Consider the following 22,812-nt stretch of genomic DNA (forward strand, 5'->3'; position numbering starts at 1 on the left):
TGAGTTCTGAGTGTATATTAAGTAGCGTGTGTGTTTGCTTTGGGGTCGGTACAAGTATAGTTCAGTGGTTATAAGGAGTAGCGGTGTCAGATTCAAGCTATAGATTAACACCTTCGTCGCGAGGTCAAAGCGTTGGCCGTCGTGTGTCGCGTCCTGTTAAAAAGTCGGGACTTCCTCAACCGAAAGTCGCTAAAAAAACTCAACCAGGACTAAAGAAAGTCAAACCGACTGCCAAAGCTGTCAAATCGACATCGCCTAAAACAAAAGTACCCTCGGAAAGTAAAAATATAGTTAAAAGTGCTGTTAGACCTGCCACACATCCAAGCGTCAAAAACCAAATACCTGTTTATAATCCCAATACCGTTAAGGTAAAATCCGTCCGAGTTCGCAAGCAACCTACCGCTCGAAAAAAAGTTGTTTCCCGTCGGACACGATTAAAGCCGATGGCGCGAAATATTTTATATGCTTTAAGATTATTAATTGTTGGAGTCGGTATTGGCGCCATTGTTGGTACTGCGCTTTCTGTATTAGACCCTGCCACAAAGTTGAATAGCCAAAACGGGCAAACACCTACAGTACAACCAACTGCACCACAAACTCAAGCTCCTACTGTTGCTAATATATTACAGCTATCACAAGAAATACCTTCTTTAAAATCAGCAATCCAAAATCTAGCAATCCAAAATCCAAATTTAACTCCTGGGGTATTTGTTACCGATTTAGATAATGGTGGTTATGTTGATTTTAATGGCGGCGCCATGTTCTCCAGTGCCAGTACAATTAAACTACCAATTCTGATCGCCTTTTTCCAAGACGTTGATGAAGGCAAAATTAACCTTGAAGAAACTCTCCGCACTAGTAAGTCTACTGTAGCTGGTGGTTCAGGAGACATGCAAAATAGACCCGTTGGTACTCAGTATGGAATACTTGAAGTCGCTACTAAAATGATGACTATTAGCGACAATACAGCAACTAACATGCTGATTGAGCGAATGGGTGGAATTGAAAAGTTAAACGAGCGCTTCCGCAGTTGGGGACTTAACACTACTTTGCTTGGTAATATTTTACCTGATATTGAGGGAACGAATAAAACCTCTCCAAAAGAGTTGAGTAATTTAATGGCAATGATAACTAAAGGTAATATAGTTAGTTCTCAGTCACGCGAACGTATTATTGATATTATGCAGCGTACTGTCAAAGATACTTTGTTACCTGCTGGTTTAGGACAAGGTGCAAAAATTGCTCATAAAACAGGTGAAATTGGCGGAATTTTAGCAGATACGGGTTTAGTTGAGTTGCCATCAGGAAAGCGCTATCTAATTTCGGTGATGGTACAACGTCCTCGAAACGATGTCAGTGCAGAAAAGCTGATAAATGGGATTTCACGTGCTGCGTATCAGCAGTTTACTGGTATTAGCATGGCGCCAAATAATTCTGTTAACCCTGCTGTACCTAATAATATTCCTGCACCTGTCAGTCCAATTCAACCTCCTGTTATTACTCAACCGCTTCCACCAACTACTAATATAAATCCTAATATTAACCCAATTCCCCCAGGTGGCTATACTCCACCAATTATGAATCCTATACCTAGCTCTACATATATGACTCCTGTACCAAATATAGGAACTAATATTCCTCCTACTGGTTATCAGGCGCCTGTAGTAAATCCTCAATATTATTATCCTTACCAACAATAAGAAACCGGGTTTCTGGTTTCTTTGTTATCTTAATAACTTAATAAATAAATTGTTAAGAAATTAGCTACTACAGCATATTGCATTTTACAATTGCTTAGTAATTAAAAAAAAACTACCCACTCTAGCCGAGTCAGGTAGTTGCTTTTGATGTATTCCAATTTAAGAATATCAAATAATTCCCTATATGCGAGGATATTAATAATTTAATTTTTAAAATCTCTACTTATTATTTGAGTAAAGATTTTAATGCTGTTTATGGTAATGGATGGAAAAAGGTTCTATATTGTAACCCAGGAAACAAATAATTTAATTCAACAAAAATTACGTACAAAATTACCACAGCTAATGTAGCAATGACTGGAACAGAGGTAAGATATTTGAGGAAATAACGTAATTCTATGATTTGTTTTGGTCGAATGTGTTACGACGGTGTGAAATTTCTAAGTTGAAGGTTGGTGATTTTAATTATCAGGAGTCTATGTTGCGGGTGTTTGGCAAGGTGAAGGGTAATGATGATGTTGTGGTGGATTTGAATCGGAATGTTGCTGCTAGGGATGTTGGAGAGTTGGAGGAGGTAGAAGATGATGTTGATCCCCCCTTAACTGACATTTATAGAAGAGAGTGAAATATTTCACTCTCTTCTATAAATGAACCTAGCTTCCATCAATCCCCTGGAGTTGCCATAGGTGCGATTATTAATTGATGAAAAAGATTTGTAAAAATAGTTACGCCTTGTGCAGTTTAGAGGCGCCATTGTAAAATTTTGTAAACTTTACCAGAAGATTTAGATAAAAGCACAATTAGTATCTGATAGTTTTTAGAGAAGTACGATTCTCACAAGTGAATATATGAACGAGCAACAGCTTCAAGAGCTAGCTCTTATTGCCCAACAATACCCACTCTTGTCAACTGCTAGAAGGATAACGATATCGAGACTAATCGATGGTGTATACCGCTTTGGAAAACTTTGTCACCCATATAAAGGTCAATTTCCAGGGGTTTACGAACAAATTTATCAGGAGGCAGTACAAGACTTATTTTTGTATATTTGTCATAATTTTGACAAGTATGACCAGGAACGGGGCACATTTATGACTTGGGTGAATATGTTATTAAGTAAACGTTTTTTTAAAGAGGCTATTCCCAAAATAATTGGCAAAGCCAATGAAACTAACGTAGAAAATTCTGTCTTAGAAAATCTGGAGGGGTTGACATTTGACGATAGCGAGTTGGAAAATAACTATATCTCTGATTTTCACAAAATCAGACGATATATAGAAATAGACCCAAAAGGGATTTTTAGACAAACACATATCAAAAAATATCCTAAAGTAAATTTTCGAGATATAGCTATCAAAAGATGGTCAGGTATATCTTGGAAAGATATTTCAGATGATTTAAACATTCCAATTGCTACTTTAAGTAACTTTTATCAGCGAACTTTAGAAGAGTTTCGCAATGAATTTAGAGATTTATGTGGTATTGAGGATTCAACATAGAGGGAAAAATTATGAGTAGCACGGCAACATTGTATACATTTACTGGTCCGATATCAACTGTCGATTATAGATTAGCGGAAAAATGGTCAACACAGCAAGCCACTCCCGAAAAAAGCCAGCAAGTTTTACTTAATAGCTTGTCTGTGTTTTTTGTAAAATTTTATCTAGAGTGTATGGGGTTTGAAATTGATACTTATGTGAGCGATAGTTGGAATCCTGTACAACAAACTCTTATGGATGTAGCCGATTTATCAATTAAGAATTTGGGAAAATTGGAATGTCGTCCAGTTCTAGAAAATTCACAGTTTGTCTATGTTCCACCAGAAGTTCAGTCAAATCGAATTGGGTATGTAGCTGTACAAATCAGTGAATCTTTTCAATCAGCTAAGTTGTTAGGGTTTATCAAAAACGTATCAGGTGATAATTTACCCATAAACTCTTTACAACCTTTAGAAAATTTACTGGAGTATTTAGAAAGTATAGAAGTAACTGATGCCACGTTACCCAGTCAGAATATTGTAAATTTAAAAAGATGGTTTGAAAATATTTTTGAATCGGGTTGGTCATCAATTGAATCAATTGGATCAATAATCTTTCCTGAACCAGTTTGGCAGTTTAGAAGCGCAGAAGAGGAATTGAAAAGTTCTGTTCAACGTGCTAAGTTAGTTGATTTTGGTATAGAAGCTAACAGCGTATCTCTAGGGATAGTGGTTAAGGTTAATCGTGATGAAAGTAATGAGAATGAGTTCAATATTATTGTGGAGTTACATCCAACTAATGGTCAAGAGTACTTGCCACCCATGCTTAATGTCATGATTTTAGATTCCGAGGAAAACCCTGTATTGTCAGCTATTGCAAAAAATGATAATAAAAAAATTGAATTGGAGTTCGGCGCCTCTGTTGGAGATGCTTTCAGTATAAAGATAGCAATGGATAATATTAGCGTAATTGAAAATTTTATTGTATAAAAATTTATATTAATTACACTATTACTTATTACAAGCGTTTTTATGGTGCTGTGACCTCCTTTAGGGTCACGAGCTTAAAGTTTTGGTAACTTATATTTTGCACCTAACGAGTAAACCCGTAAAAACTAGATAAAGAGCGCATAAATATAACAGCAATCAATAAACAGCAGTTAAGTACGATTTATAATTATTTTTAACTATAAGTATAGTATTCTTGCGTAAGAACAGAGGCACTAACAAGCAATTATCTGATGGCGCCAAGAATCCATAATCAGTCGTAAATTTTTGATTTACAATTTTTTGATAAGAGTAATCGAAAAATATTTAATAATTAATTATGATTTTACCTACAAATAGTTAATTATCAATAACATTGCATCGATATACTATGTATATATGGAAAGGAAAGAGAGCAATCTCTTTGATAATCTAGGAATTAAATTTAAATTACTATGATTATTAATTGAAAGGTTTCCTGTAAACAACTTCTAAATAAAAACGCACTTTATATAAGTTATGGCAGGTATTACACCGTACTTGTATTTTACTTACTACCTTTCTATTTAATAAATCATTGAAAACTAAAGAGATTAATCATGTCTATACAATTTCTATCTAATGTTATACGCATTCTACCTAAAAAACTGCTGCTTCTCAGCCCGGTGGCGATGTTGTCGTTGAGTATTCCTTTTTCAGTAGCATCATCTGCTAAAGCATCAGACTCTACAAACGTCGTTTGCTATTTCCAAAAAGACTTCACGAACCCTACTTGGCAATGGGGGCTAAAGCCGGATAACGGTTGGTACAAACTGCAAGGTCGTTGGATAGAAGAGGGAGTCTACAAATTTGAAACATCAACATCTCGAGATGAGATTGTTGCTAGCTGTCGAAAGTCGCAGGAATACTATAACCACGGTGATAAGCGGCTTATCGGGATATATGCCGCCAACTCATCACTGGGTCGCAATTACTTAATTTACGTGAATGGGCAAGAAGTCAAACCATAGTTGCTCACTTACTTGACCATTTTTAAGCCACCTCGAAGTACCTTTAAGTAAGGGTACTTTTTTTTGTCATTCTGCCGTTATAAAAGTACCCATTAGGGTAATACTATCTCGCTGAGTTATGTGTTAAAGACGTTACTAAAAACAACTTACTAGCTCTTGTAAAGTTTTGTTAAAAAAAAGTCATATTTCAGATAAAGAGGTTTTTCTTGACCGAGTAAGGTGTAGAGCAATCTCGAAGTTGTCTCATTATTAAACTTGTAATATCAATATTAGGAAAACGTATGAGTAATATTTTATTAATTGATGAACATCCCGAAACAAAAAACCTCTTAATGCAATGCTTGTCAACAGCAGGTTTTGAGGTAATTATCACAGAAAATGGTCTTGTTAATGTTCAGTTAGCAGATCATAAATTTTCTACTACCACCGAAAATAAAAAATCAAATACTCAAAAGTCCATATTTCCATCTATTCCCCGACTACGTGAGGTCTTCGAGTTCATTGAATTGAATTATCATCAACCTATTAGCCTAAAAGAAGTAGCTCAAGCTGTCGGTTATTCTTCAGCTTACTTAACCGACTTAGTACGAAAATTGACTGGAAAAACAGTCAATAATTGGATTATCGAGCGCCGACTAGTAGCAGCAAGCTCCTTACTTTTAGAAACGAATTACTCTGTGGAGCAGATTGCTTTAGATGTAGGCTATCAAAATATCAATCATTTCTACTGTCAGTTTCGTGATTACTATCAAAATACTCCTCGTGCTTGGAGAGAAATACAACGTTCTCACGCCTTATAATGATACCTTCAAATATTACCTTTAGATTTTCACGTAATTATTAAGTGTTGGTCATGTTCGCAAATTGATTTCAAAGATTGGGAACTGTACATTCCCAGTTCCCCTGAAATTTCTTACTCTCCTAATAATATCCAGCAAGCACAATAAAGTAACGAATCGCTCGCTGCTTTTACGCCAACCAAAGTAACGGCAATGCTGCAAGGGATAGCTAACAATACAAAAATTCGTAGGTTGGGTTACGCTTACACGGGAACCCAACCTACAGAAAGCAAAATCTACCCAGTATTGAGAAACGCTTGTAGAGACAGGATTAATCCTGTCTCTACAAGCGTTCCCAAAGATGTTTAATGTTTGTTATCAACGTGGATTGGTGCTATTTGGGAAATATTGTGGCTTATATATATTATTTCTCAAACCACCATTGGTGCCTGGGTAAATATATGTTCCAGTTGGGTTGATTTGATTCGGCTGTATAATAAGATTAGTTCCATTGGGATAGTAATAAATAATAGTTCCATCACCACGGGGTACTCTGACACTGGGGTAGTTATTCCACCATTTGGCGCCAACAAACTTGTTTTCGGTACTTTTGGCTCAACCTTTGCTGTTTACGACTATGCCACGAACACTTGGGACTTAAAAGGTATTGAACCGGACATCAGTCTTAACGCCGTTGCCTACTGCCATAATAATACTTATACCGTTGGTGATGCTGGCGTTGTTTTTTGCGATGGATACCTAATTACAGAGCTAGGAAGTCTATGCAATTTTCTGCTGCCGTTTGGTGATGTCGTTTTGACAGGCGGACAGGTAGGCATAGTTTTTTATGCTATAAGTGGGAGGATAATTCATCAACATCGCTCACCTCTAAACTGCGGCGCCGCATTCATGAAAAACGGCACCTTATTTCGACGGAACATGGTAAAGGCTGCCGCATACATTCGTTCGCATACAATAAAATGGGTGAGGACGTTGCAGTTGAGTACCTATCTCAATCTTCCCAAACCAGTTTAAACAAAAAATATTTCTTTTGAATCAATAAACAACAGCTTATGTAGACAAAAAGATTATAGATACCTAAAAATAATTAGTACCCGCTTCTATGAATACCGAAAAATACTTAATTAGCAAACCAACTACAAAAGGCTACTATTTTGATATAAGAAAGAACGAAACGTTCATGCAAATTGCACGTTTACAAGGGCTAAACCTTCTGTTTAAACACTTATCTAAAATCAAGGAAAACACAATGGCAGCTATCGTTTTATTTACAGACAGTGACTTTCAGGGAGGCTCTGGAACATTCACGAATTCAGTACCGAACCTGAGCAATTTCAACCTCAACGATACGATTTCATCTTTTAAGATTCTAGACGGACGTTGGGAATTCTACAGAGATACCGATTTTCAAAACTCCTACGGTGTTGTTTTAGGACCAGGAGATTATTCTTGGGTCGAAAATGTCGGAATTCAAAATGATAACATGTCTTCTTTAAGACCAGTTTAACAGACAAATCAATGTAGAAATAGCTGCTTTTAATAGCAGTTATTAAGATAACAGAAGGTTAGCTTTTTTATACTAATACCGATTTAATCTGAAGCTGCAACTAATTATATTCCCCCAACCTTCCTTAATAAGGGGGGCTAACAATAATAATGTGCATCTTCATATAAAAATGGTATAACCTTCTGTTTAATTTCATCAATTTTGTGGTTGACCTAGGTGATTAATACCGAAAAAAACTTAATTAGCAATGTTGTGTGTTAATTATAGCAGTGAGTAATTGTTTCGGCAATTGCCCACTGTTTTTTTAATAAAGCTTTTCACATTCATAAATTTATCCAGCTTATATAAACCTGAAACCTGGTTTCTTGTATTTTTGCGTAAGTCCTGATATAATTTTTCTTTTTTTTGTACTGATTTATTGTATGTGGCGCCTGGGGTGCAGAATGTGGAATTAAAGTTGAATTTTTGCGTAAATTTCTTAGAGAAAGTGTAGTCTAAATAGAAGCGCTCCGGCATTGCGACCAATGACAAAGTTAGTTGTCTTAAAATTAGACGGGGATTTACAGCAGGGTGTAAGGGTAACGCTTTCAATCGCTTTTGAAGGTGTTAGTCCCCATAAAGAAGTCACTGGTAATCTACCAGCAGTTACAGAATTACAGACAAAAATTGACCAGTGGCGCTCGCACTACCGTAGTTTGGGGAGTGACAATCGCGCTATCAAAGCGAAAAAAGTTACCTACGATGGTTCTATTACTGCCAAATACGAAGATTGCAAAAATTCCGCGACGGAGTTACAGAAGCGATTAAATAACTGGCTGAAGAAGGAATCTTTTCGTTCCATCCGGGAGAGTTGGTTAAAAGAATTACAAGAAAATGAAATAGTACGGGTACTAATTCGCACATCTAGTCCACAATTACGACAAATACCTTGGCATCTTTGGGATTTAGTAGAAGAATATCCCAACGCTGAACTAGCTTTGAGTGCAACCGATTATCAAAAAACTATCACAACCAAAACCCCAAGTATTAGGGATGAAGTCAAAATTCTGGCGATTTTGGGCAACAGTACTGGTATTGATGTGGAAACAGACCGCAGGTTACTCAATAGTTTACCGGATGCTTCGGTAACTTTTTTAGTACAGCCTCAACGTCACGAAATTAATGACCAATTGTGGGAAAAACCTTGGGATATCTTGTTTTTTGCAGGTCACAGTCAAACAGTAGGAGATAAGGGTCGGATATATATTAATGAAAATAAAGAAAGCTTAACTACTGATGACCTCAAATATGGTTTAAAAAAAGCGAAGAGTAATGGGTTAGCTGTAGCAATTTTCAATTCCTGCGATGGTTTGGGATTAGCCTCTTCTTTAGAAACGCTACATATTCCCCAAATTATTGTCATGCGGGAACAAGTGCCAGATGAGGTGGCACAGATATTTTTGAAGCATTTTTTGGAGGATTTTGCAATCGGTGGTAAGTCCTTATATCAAGCAGCCAAGGAAGCTAGGTTAAAGTTGCATGGACTTGAGGATAAGTACCCTTGTGCTTCTTGGTTGCCAGTAATTTGTCAAAATACGGATGTAACCCCACCAAATTGGTTAGATTTAGGACGCCGTCCTACCGATATTATTCCCTATCGTGGTTTATTTGCGTTTCGCTCTGAAGATGCACAGTTCTTTTTTGGACGAGAAACTTTCACCGATCTGTTGGTGGATGCAGTGCAAAATCAACCCTTGGTAGCAGTGATTGGTTCTAGCGGTAGTGGTAAATCTAGTGTGGTGTTTGCTGGTTTGGTGAGGCGCCTTATCGATGCTGGAAATTGGCATATTGTTGACTTTCGTCCCGGTTCCAGACCCTTGTTTAATCTGGCAACTGCCCTGATTGACCAGCAAGAAACATATTATCAAAAAGATTCTCAAGTCAGCAAACAATTATTTAGCCGCACCGAACGCTTGCGGGAGATGAGAAACCTTGCCAGCGACTTGGGGCAGTACGAGAATGGGTTGCGGGATGTGGTAGATGATATCAAAAAACAAAATCAATTCCAGCATTTTTTGCTCATCGCCGACCAGTTTGAAGAACTTTATACTATGACTACAGATGCACAAGAACGCCAAACTTTTCTCGATAGATTACTCGAAGCTATTTACCATTGTCGTAATTTCACATTCGTCATCACTCTCAGGGCAGATTTTCTCGGACAAGCATTATCTTATCGTCCCTTTGCCGATGCTTTACAATATGCAGACTTAAAACTTAGTCCGATGACGGATGAGGAATTGCAAGCAGCAGTAGAAAAACCTGCTTCTTTATTGGGAGTAACAATTGAACAGGGGCTGGTGGAACGCATCCTTTCCACTATTAGTGTCGAACCGGGAAATTTACCTTTATTAGAGTTTGCCTTGACTCAATTATGGGCAAAACAGGTTTCGGCCCAGTTAAACCATGCTGCTTATAATCAAATTGGCGGAGTAGAAGCAGCGTTGGCTTGTTATGCTGACTCCGCATATAACCAGCTTAACTTTGAGGAAAAAGAAAGGGCACAGCGAATTTTTACCCAACTGGTGCATCCGGGGGAAGGAGCTTCAGATACCCGTCGTGTAGCTACCCGCGCTGAGGTAGGTGAAGAAAATTGGGATTTGGTCACCCGCTTGGCTGATGCTCGTTTGGTAGTTACGGGACGGGATGAGAAAACAGGTTTAGATACGGTAGAAGTTGTCCATGAAGCCTTAATCAGCAGTTGGTCACAATTACATCAGTGGATGCAGCAAGATAGGGACTTTCGCCACTGGCAAGAGCAGTTACGGGTAGCAATGCGTACTTGGGAGAGTAGTGGTTTTGATGAAGGGGCGCTGTTGCGAGGAAAGCCACTGGCAGATGCTGAGTATTGGGAAAGACAACGTTTTTTAGAATTGAGTGCGCTTGAGAGAAGTTTTATTGGGCTGAGTGTGGAACTGCGAGCGCAACAAATCAAAAAACAAAAGCATAGGCGCCAACTGACTATATCATCGCTTGCTGGTGGCTTAGTGCTAGCTTTAATGTTAGCTTCCGTTGCTGGATGGCAATGGCACAAATCAGTAGAGCAGACTGCGATCGCAAAAGCAGCATCGGTGGAGAATTTGCTACAGACTAATCCTTTAGCCGCATTGGTTCAAGCGATTGATGCCGTTGGTTCAAGCCAGTCATTATTTTCTCGGGTTCCTCCAAGGGAAGTTCAGTCTAGTTTACTATGGGCTGTACAAATAGCCCAATTTGGTACTATAGAACGCAATATATTGATAAGTAATAAGGGTTATGTCCTCTCGGTTCGCATTAGCCCAGATGGAAATTATATTGCCAACAGCAATGCTGATGGGACATTACAGTTGTGGGATTTTAAAGGCAACCCGATTGGTCAACCCCTCAAAGGACATAGCAAAAGCGTTTTTGCCCTTGCTTTTTCAAAAGACGGAAAATATATTGTTAGTGGCAGCGAGGATAAGACATTGAGGTTGTGGGACATAAGCGGCAAACCCATTGGTAAACCCTTTAAAGGACATCAAGAAACTATTCGTTCAGTCGCTTTCAGCCCAGACGGAAAGCATATTGTTAGTGGTGCTTGGGACCGCACGCTGAGGTTATGGGACATGAGCGGCAACCCCATTGGTAAACCCTTTAAAGCACAAGAAACTAATATCTATTCAGTTGCTTTTAGCCCTTCGGGGCAGTACATTGTCAGTGGCGCCAGTAGCGTAATCAGGTTGTGGGATATTCAGGGAAACAGGGTTGGTAAACCTTTTAAAGTAGGTAGTAATGTATTCTCAGTTGCCTTTAGTCCAGACGGAAAGTACATTGTTAGCGGCAGCGATGACCAAGCAGTCAGGTTATGGGACATGAGCGGTAACCCAATTGGTCAACCTTTTAGAGGACATCAGGGGGAAGTTAGATCAGTTACCTTTAGTACGGATGGGAAATATATTATAAGTGGTGCTACTGACAATACAGTACGAGTATGGGATCTGAGCGGCAACCCAATTGGTCAACCGTTACGAGGACACCAGGCATCTGTAACTTCGGTTACCATTAGCCGAGATCAAAAAACTATTATCAGTGGTAGTGAAGACCAGACAATTAGATTGTGGGATACAGAGAAAAGCTCTATTGGTAAAGCTATTGGGCATGAAAATTCTGTGATGTCAGTTGCCTTTAGCCCTTCGGGGCGATATATCGTCAGTGCCTGTTTGGATGGGAAAGTGCGGTTGTGGGATCTCAATGGTAACCTAATTGGTAAGCCCTTACTTGGCCATTCTATGGGTGTTCTCAAAGCAGTATTCAGCCCAGATGGACAGTATATTGCCAGTAGCAGTCAAGACAGCACAATACGGCTATGGGATATTAAAGGCAACCAAATTGGTCAACCCTTCAAGGGTCATCTCGGCTCTGTTCAAGCTATCGCTTTTAGTCCAAATGGGAAATATATTGTCAGTGGCGGAGAAGACAAGACATTACGCTTGTGGGATATCAAAGGCAATACTATTGGTAAACCCTTACTTGGGCACGAGAAGAGTGTTACCTCAGTTACCTTTAGCTCGGATGGGAAGTATATTATTAGTGGCAGTGATGATGCCACAATTAGACTATGGAATCTCAAGGGAGAGCCAATTGGAAAGCCATTTAGAGGGCATAAGGCTTCCGTTAGTTCAATTGCCATTAGTTTGGATGGGAAGTACATTATCAGCGGCAGTTGGGATAAAACATTGCGCTTGTGGGACTTTAAAGGCAATCAAATTGGTCAACCCTTCACAGGACATGGTAATCATATATTTTCTGTCGCCTTTAGCCCAGACGGGCAGTACATTGCCAGTAGCAGTGAAGACCAGACGCTGAGACTGTGGGACATTAATGGTAATCCCATTGGTACCCCTTTAAAGGGACATGAAGGGGGTATTTGGTCAGTTGCTATCAGTCCAGATGGACATACTATTGCTAGTGGCGCCTGGGATACTAAAATGCGCTTGTGGCAAGGTGGTACTTGGCAAACTTTGCTTCAGTTGGGGTGCAATAGGTTGCGAGGGCATTCTGTCTTCGTCCAACCTCAAACTCAGATAGCCTCCGCAGCAGCCCAAACCTGTCAAAAGTATGTTTGGGGCAAATTGTCATTAAACATTTCTGATATTGGTGTTAATGTCCTTGGCGACCTAAAAGGAGTTTCATAATTAGGTTCAAATTTACCATTTTTGAGTAAAGCTGAACCTAAATACTCTCCATTCCTGGCTCAATAACAATTTCAATCAATCAAATTTGTTATCAACGTAGATTGGTGCTATTTGGGAAATATTGTGGCTGGTATATATTATTTCTCAAACCACCATTGGTGCCTGGATAAATATATGTTCCAGTTGGGTTGATTTGATTCGGCTGTATCATAAGATTAGTTCCGTTCGGATAGTAATAAATACTAGTTCCATCACCACGCGGTACTGTGACACTGGGGTAAGTTATTCCACCATTTGGCGCCGAAATCGTTCCGTTAGGGGAAACGCGCGTTCCGTTCGGATAATTAAGTGAGTTACCTATTCCATTGGAAGCAGGTGAGTTGGTAATTACTTGTGCGTTAGCTACCGTTGCGGTGCTAATTCCACTAAATATTAAGCTTAGTAATCCTAATTTAAACAACTTCATATAAAAACTCCTAAATACATGTTATGGGATTTTTCTTGTTAGGATAAAATTACATTCAACAAAAGTTGAATTCTCTAATACCAATACTATTTTTTTATAATTGAATTAATAATTAAATATTTTTAGATAGTTATCCTACTATTTTTAGATAGTTATACTAAATTGTCTAATAATTGACAGTATTTGTAATAATCACTTCGCGGATAATTCTTTCTCTCTAGTGACACCTCTTCAGTTAATTATAACAATGATAGATTGAATTCAATGTATATTAATTTTTCTATGGTTATATAGTAATTATAAGCACAATTTAACTTGAACTTTTGCGAAATAGTCTGAAGAAAGAGTGTTATTTTAATGGAAGTGCTTAATTTTTATACTACCAATGACAAAATTGGTTGTTCTAAAGCTAGATGGCGATTTACAGCAGGGTGTAAGGGTAACGCTTTCAATCGCTTTTGAAGGAGTTAACCCCCATAAAGAAGTCACTGGTAATCTACCACCAGTTGCTTTCTTGGAGACAACAATTGACGAGTGGCGAACGCACTACCGTAGTTTGGGCAGTGACTACCGCGCTCTCAAAGCGAAAAAAGTTACTTACTCTGGTTCGATTAATCAGAAGCAGTCAGACTGTAAAAATTCAGCGACTGAGTTACAAAAGCGACTAAATAACTGGCTGCTGAAGGAGTCTTTTCGCCCCATTCGGGAAAGTTGGTTAAAGGAATTACAAGAAAATGATTCGGTGCGGGTGCTAATTCGCACATCTAATCAGCAGTTACGACAAATACCTTGGCATCTTTGGGATTTGGTCGAGGAATACCCTAATGTCGAACTAGCTTTAAGTGCAACCGATTATCAAAAACACACAGAAGCGAAAACCCCAAGCATTAGAGATCAAATCAAAATTCTAGCAATTTTGGGCAACAGTACTGGTATTGATGTGGAAACAGACCGAAAATTGCTTAACAGTTTACCTGATGCGTCTGTCACTTTTTTGGTGCAGCCTCAACGTCACGAAATCAATGATTCCTTGTGGGAAAAACCTTGGGATATCCTGTTTTTTGCAGGTCATAGTCAAACTGTGGGAGATAGTGGTCGCATATATATTAATGAGAACAAGGAAAGCTTAACTACCGATGACCTCAAGTACGGGTTGAAAAAAGCGAAGAGCAATGGGTTAGCTGTGGCGATTTTCAATTCCTGTGATGGCTTGGGATTAGCGTCTGATTTAGAAGCGCTACAGATTCCCCAAATTATCGTGATGAGGGAACAAGTGCCAGATGAAGTGGCACACCTATTTTTAAAGCATTTTTTGGTGGCTTTTACGACTGGTAAGAAGCCCTTATATCAAGCAGTAAAGGAAGCAAGGTTAAAGTTGCACGGGCTTGAGGATAAATATCCTTGTGCTTCTTGGTTGCCAGTAATTTGTCAAAATAGCGATGTAACCCCACCAAATTGGTTAGATTTAGGGCGCCGTCCGACGGATATTATTCCCTATCGTGGTTTGTTTGCTTTTCGCTCAAAAGATGCACAGTTCTTTTTTGGACGGGAAACTTTCACCGATATGTTGGTGGATGCAGTGCAAAAACAACCCTTAGTTGCGGTGATTGGTTCTAGTGGCAGTGGTAAATCGAGTGTGGTGTTTGCAGGTTTGGTGAAGCGTCTGCGAGATGACGGAAACTGGCATATTGTTGACTTTCGACCTGGTTCAAGACCTTTGTTTAATCTTGCAACTGCCCTGGTTGACCAGAAACCCAATTTTAGTACAGCCTACCATCACCAAACTATGCCACCTGTACTTAGCCGCACTGAACGCTTGCGGGAAATTAGAAATTTTGCCAGTGATCTGGGGCAGTGTGAGAATGGGTTGCGGGATGTGGTGGATGATATCCTCTCTGATGACCCTAGCAAGCGTTTGTTATTAGTCGCCGACCAGTTTGAAGAACTTTACACGCTTTGCAAAGACGCACAAGAGCGCAAAGCTTTTCTAGATAGATTACTGTCAACAATCAAATATTGTCGTAATTTTAGTTTTGTCATCACTCTCAGGGCAGACTTTTTGGGACAAGCATTGTCTTATCGTCCCTTTGCTGATGCCTTGCAGTATGCAGACTTAAAACTTAGTCCAATGACGGACTCTGAACTCTTTGCGGCAGTAGAAAAACCTGCTAAGTTGCTGGGGGTAACAATAGAGACCGGACTGACTGAACGTATTCTTACGGAGGTGAGTGCCGAACCTGGAGATTTGCCTTTATTGGAGTTTGCCCTCACTCAACTATGGTCAAAACAGCGAGAGGCTCAGTTAACCCATGTTGCTTATGATGAAATTGGGGGGGTAACAGGGGGGTTGGCTCGTTATGCTGACTCCGCATATAACCAGCTTAACTTTGAGGAAAAAGAAAGGGCGCCGCGAATTTTTATCCAACTGGTGCATCCAGGGGAAGGGACGGACGATACCCGTCGTATAGCTACCCGCGTTGAGGTGGGTGAGGAAAATTGGGATTTGGTGACTCATTTGGCTGATGCCCGTTTAGTGGTGACGGGACGAGATGAAAAAACGGGTTTAGATACGGTAGAGGTTGTTCATGAAGCTTTGATACGTAGTTGGGAAAAATTACATCAGTGGATGCAGCAAGATAGAGATTTTCGCCGCTGGCAAGAGCAGTTGCGGGCAGCAATGCGTACTTGGGAAAGCAGTTTTGATGAAGGGGCGCTGTTGCGAGGAAAGCCGCTGGCAGATGCTGAATACTGGCAAAGACAACGTTTTTTAGAATTGAGTGCGTTGGAGAGGAGTTTTATTGGGCTGAGTGTGGAATTTCGGGAGCGTGAGAGTAACAAGAAAAAGCGCAGGCGCCAACTGACTATTTTAGGATTGACGATTGGTTTAGTGTTAGCGTTGATACTGGCTGGAATAGCTTGGTGGCAAGGGCAGAATGCTAATAAGAATGAAATCGAAGCTCTCAATGCCACAACAGCAGCACAGTTGGCATCAAATCAGGATTTTGATGCATTAATAACAAGTTTAAAAGCATCAAAAAAACTCAGTAATATTAACCCTTTAGAATTTATTGTTGACAAAAAAGCTCATACCCAAAGCAAAATTAGTGATTTATTGCAAGAAGCAGTTTATAAAGTCAAAGAACGCAACAGATTAATAGGACATGAAGATGAAATCAGAGATGTTACCTTTAGCCCTAATGGTAAAATTATTGCTACTACCAGTAGAGACACAACAGTTAAACTATGGAGTTTAGACGGCAGACAAATCACAACTCTAAAAGGACATACAGCTTTAGTTAATAGCGTTAGTTTTAGTCCTGACCAAAAAATAATTGCTACTGCAAGCTGGGATAATACTGTCAAATTTTGGACAACATCAGGTCAATTAATTACTACCCTTACTCACCCTAAAAAATCAGTTTATAGCATCAGCTTTAGCCCTAACAACCAAACAGTTGCTACAGCTGATTATGGGGGAAATATTAAACTTTGGACTCGTGAAGGAAGACCAATCAAAACTTTTAAAGCGCACAATCAGGGAATATATTGTGTCAATTTTAGCCCAGATAGTCAGACTCTTGCTACCGCTAGTGCTGATAATACAGTCAAACTATGGAACATAAACGGGGAAGAATTACAAACGCTTAAAGGACATAAAGATTGGGTTTGGTACGTGAATTTTAGCCCGAATGGTAAGTTGATTGCCACTGCTAGCGCAGATGGTACAGCCAAGCTTTGGAATATTAACGGTAAAGAAGTTAAAAGTTTAAATGACCACAAAGATTCAGTAACTAGTGTTAGTTTTAGCCACGATGGTGAGATGATTGCTACTACCAGTACTGACAAAACCGTAATTCTTTGGAATAAAGATGGTGAAAAAATCCAAACCCTTACCGGACATCAAAATTGGGTTTGGCGAGCTAGTTTTAGTCCTGACAATCAAATGATTGCGACTGCAAGTAAAGATAAAAGTGTCAAACTTTGGCAGATACAAGGTAAGAAGCTTCAAGTAATACCTGCACATCAGGGTGCAATTTATAGTATTGCTTCTAGTCTAGATGGTAAGCAAATTGCTACTGCTAGTTGGGATAAAACTGTCAAATTTTGGACACCATCCGGTAAGCTAATTAGTATTTTACCAAAACATAATAGCGCGGTAACAGATGTTAGTTTTGCTCCTAACGGACAGCAAATTGCGACGGTGACTAACGATGGAACTGTAAATATTTGGAATGAAAAAAGTGAAAAAATTAATACATTCAAAGGTCATAATGATTGGATTTGGAGTATTAAATTTAGCCCCGATAGCCAGATTTTTGCCACTGCTAGCGCAGATAACACTGTCAAGCTATGGAACAAAGATGGCAATTTCATCAAGAGGATTCAGGGGCACGAAGACAGAGTTAATAGTGTGGATTTTAGCCCGGATGGTAAAATTATTGCCACTGCGAGTTGGGACACAAATGCCAAACTTTGGACGCAAACAGGCGAATTAATTAAAACTCTTTCCGGGCATAAAGATGGAGTTTATAGTATCAGTTTTAGCCCTAACGGCAAAATGATTGCTACTGCTAGCGAAGATAAAACTGTTAGACTTTGGACAAACAAAGGTGAATTGATCACAACTTTGAGAGGTCATGATGCTGGAGTTTTCCGAGTTAGATTTAGCCCAGATAGCAAGATTATAGCCACTGCTAGCCTAGACTATAATGTTAAGCTTTGGAGTATAGATGGCAAAGAATTAAAAACTTATAAAGTACATAATGATTCAGTTTGGAGTCTTAATTTTATTTCTAATAGTCATACCCTGGTTTCTGGTGATAACAGCGGAAGATTAATTTTTTGGAATTTAGATTTAGATTTTGAAGAATTACGAGCCTATGCCTGTAATTGGGTACATCATTATTTAGAAAATAATCCCAATATTAGCAAGCAAGATAAGAAAATCTGTGATGGAATCGCAAGGATAAATAATAAAAACTTAAGTTCAAGCTAAATTTAGATGATATTGACTTTTTAAACCCTATTTTTTAATAGATTGCTTGTGTAGATTTTTAAATCAATATAACAGTATAAAGTACCCATCAGGGTACTTTTTAATGCAATTCTGTCAATTCGCTTAATATAACTTTACAACGTGTCCCAGTTTGCAGATATCTCGGCGGTCATCCATCAGGGTACTTTTTTTATGCAATTCTGTCGTTAGAAAAGGGTTCTTTCGTATATAGCGTGCTAAATTTTAATTAGAGTTAATAACTTTGCTTTATTTTCAAGGCTTACAGGCACTTATAGTTGAAATTTCAGCAATAAAAGCCTTTATGAAGGTAATAATGGCTGTAAGAAAAGTCCGCTAAGGATTTCAAGCTTATTTTTTAACTAGCTTTAGCACGCTAAGTACGGAAGAGCCGAATTCAGTATTTTTAGGTTTTAACAAAGGCATTTATTCATTATTTTTAGATATTCATAATATTTTTTTGTATACATTAAGCTCTCGTTCACCATCAGCTATCCCAGCCAACCTCAAGGCGACTAAAAAAGGTATTGAGCCAGGATAAACGCAAAAACCTGGTAGCGTTAGTGTGAGCCTTGACGGTACTCTCATCGCCATTGCCAGCGATGACAAAACCATTAAACTGTAGAGCAAAAACGGCAAAGAATCACAGACCCTCAAGGAGCATAGTGAAATAATTTGGAATATCAGCTTCAGCCCGGACGGACAAATCCTTGCCTCTGCCAGTGAGTATAAAACCGTCAAACTTTGGAGCCGCGACGCCAAAAAACTACAGACCCTCAAAAGGCATAGTATCGGGAAACCAGGTTTCTTTATTTAAAGTATAAATTATTATTTATGGTAAAGAAAACTTCATATTAAATGCAAGTAGATACTTTAAAACTTAATTAAGAAACAATACGAAACATTAAGTATATTAAACTTGAGTGACTATTAATTCCCGAATTTGACGATAATACTCTTTTAAGAAAATCTGTGCGAGGTCATTTTTGACAAAAATAAGTCAACCATAGTATTTGTAGAAAATTAGAGATTAATTCTGTCAAACCAACAGCGTTGAAGTACACAGAGGTTTAATTCAATGCGGATTTTAATAGTTGAAGATGACAAGTGCATAGCCAAAACACTATTGTGTGTTCTTGGCAACCAGCACTACACAGTTGATGTTGCTAGCGACGGTAACTCCGGTTGGGAGTTAATAGAAACTTTTTCGTATGATTTGATACTGCTTGATGTCATGCTGCCAAAGCTAGATGGACTCAAGATTTGTCAGAGGTTGCGCTCTAAAAACTACCAAACGCCTATTTTACTACTGACGGCGAAAAATTCAAATACAGATAAAGTAGAGGGACTAGAAGCAGGAGCAGATGATTATGTGGTTAAGCCATTTGAGTTTTCTGAGCTACTAGCGCGTATTCGTGTTTTACTACGGCGCCGGAATTTACCCATTCAAACAGTACTACGATGGGAAAACTTGTGTTTGTATCCAGATAGCTGCGAAGTTACCTACAACGATAATTTGCTCACCTTAACTCCTAAAGAGTACCGTTTACTAGAACTTTTTCTGCATAATAGTCATATTGTTTTTAGCCGAAGTGATATTCTTGACCACCTTTGGTCTATCGAAGAGGCGCCAAAAGAAGATACAGTAACAGCGCATATCAAAGGTTTGCGGAAAAAAATCATTCAAGCAGGCGCCCCAAATGATTGTATAGAAACAGTATATGGCATCGGTTATCGTTTAAAAGAAACTGGTTTCGACAACAAAAAGCAATCTTTGAAAGTGCAGCAGAAAAAAAAGAGCCAAAAACAACAAATGAAAACTGCATTAACCGAGTTATGGCAAAACTTACAATCCCAAACAAACGAACGTTTAGCCGTTTTACAACAAACATCTACAGCACTAACTTTAAACGAATTGGCAGAAGAACAAAAACAGCAAGCTCAAGTTACAGCACATAAGTTAGCAGGACTATTAGGTGTATTTGGTTTAGCAGAGGGTTCACGTCTTGCCAAGCAGATAGAGCAGATGTTTAAGTTAGAGATGCAAAAAGACCAAAGTACAGTAATTAACCTCTGCCACTTAGTAGAACTTCTCCAACAAGAACTCAATAAACCAGTCTTTGAAGAGTTTGACAAAGCAGTTTTGAATTTTGTAGAGGAGGAAGATAGTGTTAAATAATACTTTTAACAACCAAGAAAATTCGTCTATAGAGTCAATAAACCCTGTAGACTCACTCGAAGTATTGCTACATAAGTTAATGAACCGCGTTCGTCAATATGCAGAATTATCTGACATTTTGTCTGTAACGGTTAATGAAGTGCGGGTTTTTCTAGAAACTGACCGGGTTAAGGTATATAAATTTGATACAGATGGTAGCGGTGAAGTTGTCGCTGAATCTGTTAACGAGTGTTTACCCTCACTACTAGGGCAACATTTCCCCGCAGAGGATATTCCAGTTGAAGCGCGTGAAATGTTTCAGACAGTTCGCCAGCGTACAATTGTAGATGTAACTGCTCAAACTATAGGGTTAAGTCGATTTTTATATCCTGACAGTGATAATAATGATATTTGGTTTCGTCATGTAGACCCCTGCCATATCGAATATTTGATATCAATGGGTGTGAATTCTTCTGTAGTTGTGCCAATTTTATACCGTCAGCAGTTGTGGGGATTATTAGTTTCTCATCACAGCGTACCGCGAAATGTTACCGAACGAGAATTACAAGTATTGCAACTTGTAGCAGACCAACTATCTATTGCGGTGGGACAGTCAACCTTACTTCAACAAACTCGAATTTTAGCACAACAAGAAGCTACAATTAACCGTGTTGCTAAATTGTTACATTCAATGACCGAAATGCAGTTGCAACAAGCTTTGGAGTTAGCGGTATCGGGTTTACAAGCTAGCGGTGGTAGAGTTTATATTGCGCCACAAAAGCCAAACGAAGAACCACAAATATATAGTTGTGGGTCTGGTTGTATATTAAGTGAAGATTATTGCGATTGGTTAACTACTCAACCAACATTACCTGAACTGAATCATATTTGGGTAATTAATGATTTGCTTGTATCAGCGTTACCAGAATATTTAGCGAATGATTTTAATAAAGCTGAAATTCGGAGCTTGTTAATTGTTCGCTTGGAGTACCATACTTCAATTGTAGGTTATTTAAGTATTTTCCGTAGCTCTATTGATACAGAAACTTTATGGGCACGGCGCCGAGACCCTCTGGACGAGCGACATTTACGTCCAGTAAAATCGTTTGAAGCATGGCAAGAGTTAAAAAAAGCTCAAGTAAATCCTTGGACGGCGCCAGAAATTGATTTAGCAAATTCTTTAGGTAGCCACTTTGCAATGGCGATTCAGCAATATCAATTATATCAAAAAATACATGCTGCTAATTATAATTTACATAGAGACATTGAACAAAGAAAGCTGTTTGAAAGCAAAATTTCTGCATTAAATGCGGAGTTAGAAACACGAGTACTTGAACGTACCACTGAGTTACAGCAAGCCAATACTGAGTTGAAACATGAAGTAAAAGAACGTCAACAAGCACAAGCCTCTGTAGAGCGTTTAAGTAGATATAACGAGTTAATTTTAAACTCAGCGGGTGAGGGAATTTATGGGTTAGATGCCAACGCCAAACTTACTTTTATCAATTCTGCGGGCGCCAGAATGTTGGGTTATCAAGTCGAAGAACTAATTACCCCAAATAAACATTTTCTAGAGTCTGTTATAAAACACACTAAACCTGACGGTACAGCATATAAATGGTCAGAAAACCCAATTCGTGCAACTTTAGAATATGGCAAAGTCCAAAACATTTGTGATGATATATACTATCGTCGTGATGGCACAAAATTTCCTGTTGAGTATATTTCAACACCAATCGAAGAACAAGGTCAAATTATCGGCGCCGTAGTTATTTTCAAAGATATTACCGAACGGCAAATTATCGAGCGCATGAAGGATGAGTTTGTTTCTATAGTTAGTCACGAACTACGAACACCTTTAACTTCGATATGCAGCGCTTTAGGTTTACTATCAAATAATTCGCTTGATAGCCAACCAGTTAAGAAACATAGAATGTTAGAAATTGCGTTTGAAAATACAAACCGTTTGGTGCGTCTTATCAACGATATCCTTGATATAGAGCGCATCAACTCCGGCAAAGTTTCAATGCATTTTCAAATATGTAATGCTGCTGACTTAATGACGCAAGCTGCTGATGAAATGCGCGCGATGGCAGAAAAAGCCGAAATTACTCTTTGTGTGGCGCCACTTCATGCTCAACTTTGGGCAGACCCAGACAGAATAGTTCAAACACTTACTAATTTAATTAGCAATGCGATTAAGTTTTCACCTGCTGGTAGTAGTGTTTGGTTAAGCGCGGAAATTCAGATGACCCCTCATATATTATTTAAAGTCAAAGATGAAGGGAGGGGGATTCCAGAAGATAAATTAGAAACTATATTTGACCGTTTTCAGCAAGTCGATGCATCAAATTCTCGTAACCAAGGAGGGACGGGTTTGGGACTTGCAATATGTCGAAGTATTGTACAACAACATGGAGGCGCAATTTGGGCAGAAAGTGTATTAGACCAAGGTAGTACATTTTATTTTACTTTACCTTTATTACGAGGAGCATAAC

At 38.8% G+C, this 22,812-nt stretch carries 15 protein-coding genes and 1 pseudogene; 14 read left to right on the plus strand and 2 right to left on the minus strand.

Features of this window, described 5'->3' with window-relative positions; all coding sequences use genetic code 11:
* The first annotated feature begins 83 nt into the window (after window positions 1-83).
* Window positions 84-1,700 carry a serine hydrolase gene (locus DSM106972_RS36910; protein ID WP_127085356.1) on the plus strand — a complete coding sequence of 539 codons (1,617 nt, stop codon included), beginning with the start codon at window positions 84-86 and terminating at the stop codon, window positions 1,698-1,700.
* 253 nt (window positions 1,701-1,953) lie between these two features.
* On the opposite strand, the gene DSM106972_RS55980 is transcribed toward DSM106972_RS36910, so the two are convergent.
* Window positions 1,954-2,118: a photosystem I reaction center subunit IX gene (locus tag DSM106972_RS55980; protein WP_411675374.1), complete on the minus strand. Its 165-nt coding sequence runs from the start codon at window positions 2,116-2,118 to the stop codon at window positions 1,954-1,956.
* Here DSM106972_RS55980 and DSM106972_RS36920 point away from each other — a divergent pair, their 5' ends adjacent.
* The 9 genes from DSM106972_RS36920 to DSM106972_RS36955 all read left to right on the plus strand — a co-directional run bounded on the left by DSM106972_RS36920 (window position 2,119) and on the right by DSM106972_RS36955 (window position 12,676).
* Window positions 2,119-2,325 carry a hypothetical protein gene (locus tag DSM106972_RS36920; protein WP_186538677.1) on the plus strand — a complete coding sequence of 69 codons (207 nt, stop codon included), beginning with the start codon at window positions 2,119-2,121 and terminating at the stop codon, window positions 2,323-2,325.
* Between the two features lie 223 nt (window positions 2,326-2,548).
* Window positions 2,549-3,199 carry a sigma-70 family RNA polymerase sigma factor gene (locus tag DSM106972_RS36925; protein WP_127085358.1) on the plus strand — a complete coding sequence of 217 codons (651 nt, stop codon included), beginning with the start codon at window positions 2,549-2,551 and terminating at the stop codon, window positions 3,197-3,199.
* A gap of 11 nt (window positions 3,200-3,210) precedes the next feature.
* Window positions 3,211-4,167: a DUF1822 family protein gene (locus DSM106972_RS36930; RefSeq protein WP_127085359.1), complete on the plus strand. Its 957-nt coding sequence runs from the start codon at window positions 3,211-3,213 to the stop codon at window positions 4,165-4,167.
* 677 nt (window positions 4,168-4,844) lie between these two features.
* Window positions 4,845-5,174, plus strand: coding sequence for a hypothetical protein (locus DSM106972_RS36935; protein WP_127085360.1), 330 nt, complete (start codon window positions 4,845-4,847; stop codon window positions 5,172-5,174).
* Window positions 5,175-5,455: 281 nt separating this feature from the next.
* Complete coding sequence (locus DSM106972_RS36940; RefSeq protein ID WP_127085361.1) at window positions 5,456-5,974, plus strand: helix-turn-helix transcriptional regulator; 519 nt, start codon at window positions 5,456-5,458, stop codon at window positions 5,972-5,974.
* A 192-nt stretch (window positions 5,975-6,166) separates the two neighbouring features.
* Window positions 6,167-6,322, plus strand: a complete 156-nt coding sequence (locus DSM106972_RS54155; RefSeq protein WP_186538674.1) for a hypothetical protein — start codon at window positions 6,167-6,169, stop codon at window positions 6,320-6,322.
* Between the two features lie 3 nt (window positions 6,323-6,325).
* Window positions 6,326-6,988, plus strand: coding sequence for a hypothetical protein (locus tag DSM106972_RS36945; RefSeq protein WP_127085362.1), 663 nt, complete (start codon window positions 6,326-6,328; stop codon window positions 6,986-6,988).
* A gap of 88 nt (window positions 6,989-7,076) precedes the next feature.
* Complete coding sequence (locus DSM106972_RS36950; RefSeq protein ID WP_127085363.1) at window positions 7,077-7,481, plus strand: beta/gamma crystallin-related protein; 405 nt, start codon at window positions 7,077-7,079, stop codon at window positions 7,479-7,481.
* A 524-nt stretch (window positions 7,482-8,005) separates the two neighbouring features.
* Window positions 8,006-12,676, plus strand: coding sequence for an nSTAND1 domain-containing NTPase (locus DSM106972_RS36955; protein WP_127085364.1), 4,671 nt, complete (start codon window positions 8,006-8,008; stop codon window positions 12,674-12,676).
* A gap of 91 nt (window positions 12,677-12,767) precedes the next feature.
* On the opposite strand, the gene DSM106972_RS36960 is transcribed toward DSM106972_RS36955, so the two are convergent.
* A complete protein-coding gene (locus DSM106972_RS36960) occupies window positions 12,768-13,142 on the minus strand; it encodes a hypothetical protein (RefSeq protein WP_127085365.1) in 375 nt (124 codons plus the stop codon).
* 385 nt (window positions 13,143-13,527) lie between these two features.
* Between DSM106972_RS36960 and DSM106972_RS36965 the strand changes: the two genes are divergently transcribed.
* From DSM106972_RS36965 to DSM106972_RS36980, 4 genes and pseudogenes are all read left to right on the plus strand, one after another.
* Window positions 13,528-18,138: an nSTAND1 domain-containing NTPase gene (locus tag DSM106972_RS36965; protein WP_127085366.1), complete on the plus strand. Its 4,611-nt coding sequence runs from the start codon at window positions 13,528-13,530 to the stop codon at window positions 18,136-18,138.
* 664 nt (window positions 18,139-18,802) lie between these two features.
* Window positions 18,803-18,973, plus strand: a pseudogene (locus DSM106972_RS55985) (WD40 repeat domain-containing protein); the annotation flags it as partial.
* A gap of 261 nt (window positions 18,974-19,234) precedes the next feature.
* On the plus strand, window positions 19,235-20,335 hold the full coding sequence (locus DSM106972_RS36975) for a response regulator (protein ID WP_127085367.1): 1,101 nt from the start codon (window positions 19,235-19,237) through the stop codon (window positions 20,333-20,335).
* Complete coding sequence (locus DSM106972_RS36980) at window positions 20,325-22,811, plus strand: ATP-binding protein (RefSeq protein WP_127085368.1); 2,487 nt, start codon at window positions 20,325-20,327, stop codon at window positions 22,809-22,811. Before DSM106972_RS36975 ends, DSM106972_RS36980 begins: the two co-directional genes overlap by 11 nt.
* The last annotated feature ends 1 nt before the right edge of the window (window position 22,812 follow it).

Origin of the sequence: Dulcicalothrix desertica PCC 7102, from assembly GCF_003991905.1 — a bacterium.
In the GTDB taxonomy this organism is placed as follows: Bacteria; Cyanobacteriota; Cyanobacteriia; order Cyanobacteriales; family Nostocaceae; genus Dulcicalothrix; species Dulcicalothrix desertica.

Bases quoted from the DNA above. Each gene is read 5' to 3' on its own strand.
- DSM106972_RS36975 (WP_127085367.1), top strand. From the start codon at position 19,235: ATGCGGATTTTAATAGTTGAAGATGACAAGTGCATAGCCAAAACACTA.
- DSM106972_RS36940 (WP_127085361.1), top strand. From the start codon at position 5,456: ATGAGTAATATTTTATTAATTGATGAACATCCCGAAACAAAAAACCTC.
- DSM106972_RS54155 (WP_186538674.1), top strand. From the start codon at position 6,167: ATGCTGCAAGGGATAGCTAACAATACAAAAATTCGTAGGTTGGGTTAC.
- DSM106972_RS36950 (WP_127085363.1), top strand. From the start codon at position 7,077: ATGAATACCGAAAAATACTTAATTAGCAAACCAACTACAAAAGGCTAC.
- DSM106972_RS36930 (WP_127085359.1), top strand. From the start codon at position 3,211: ATGAGTAGCACGGCAACATTGTATACATTTACTGGTCCGATATCAACT.
- DSM106972_RS36955 (WP_127085364.1), top strand. From the start codon at position 8,006: ATGACAAAGTTAGTTGTCTTAAAATTAGACGGGGATTTACAGCAGGGT.
- DSM106972_RS36965 (WP_127085366.1), top strand. From the start codon at position 13,528: ATGACAAAATTGGTTGTTCTAAAGCTAGATGGCGATTTACAGCAGGGT.
- DSM106972_RS36960 (WP_127085365.1), bottom strand. From the start codon at position 13,142: ATGAAGTTGTTTAAATTAGGATTACTAAGCTTAATATTTAGTGGAATT.
- DSM106972_RS36925 (WP_127085358.1), top strand. From the start codon at position 2,549: ATGAACGAGCAACAGCTTCAAGAGCTAGCTCTTATTGCCCAACAATAC.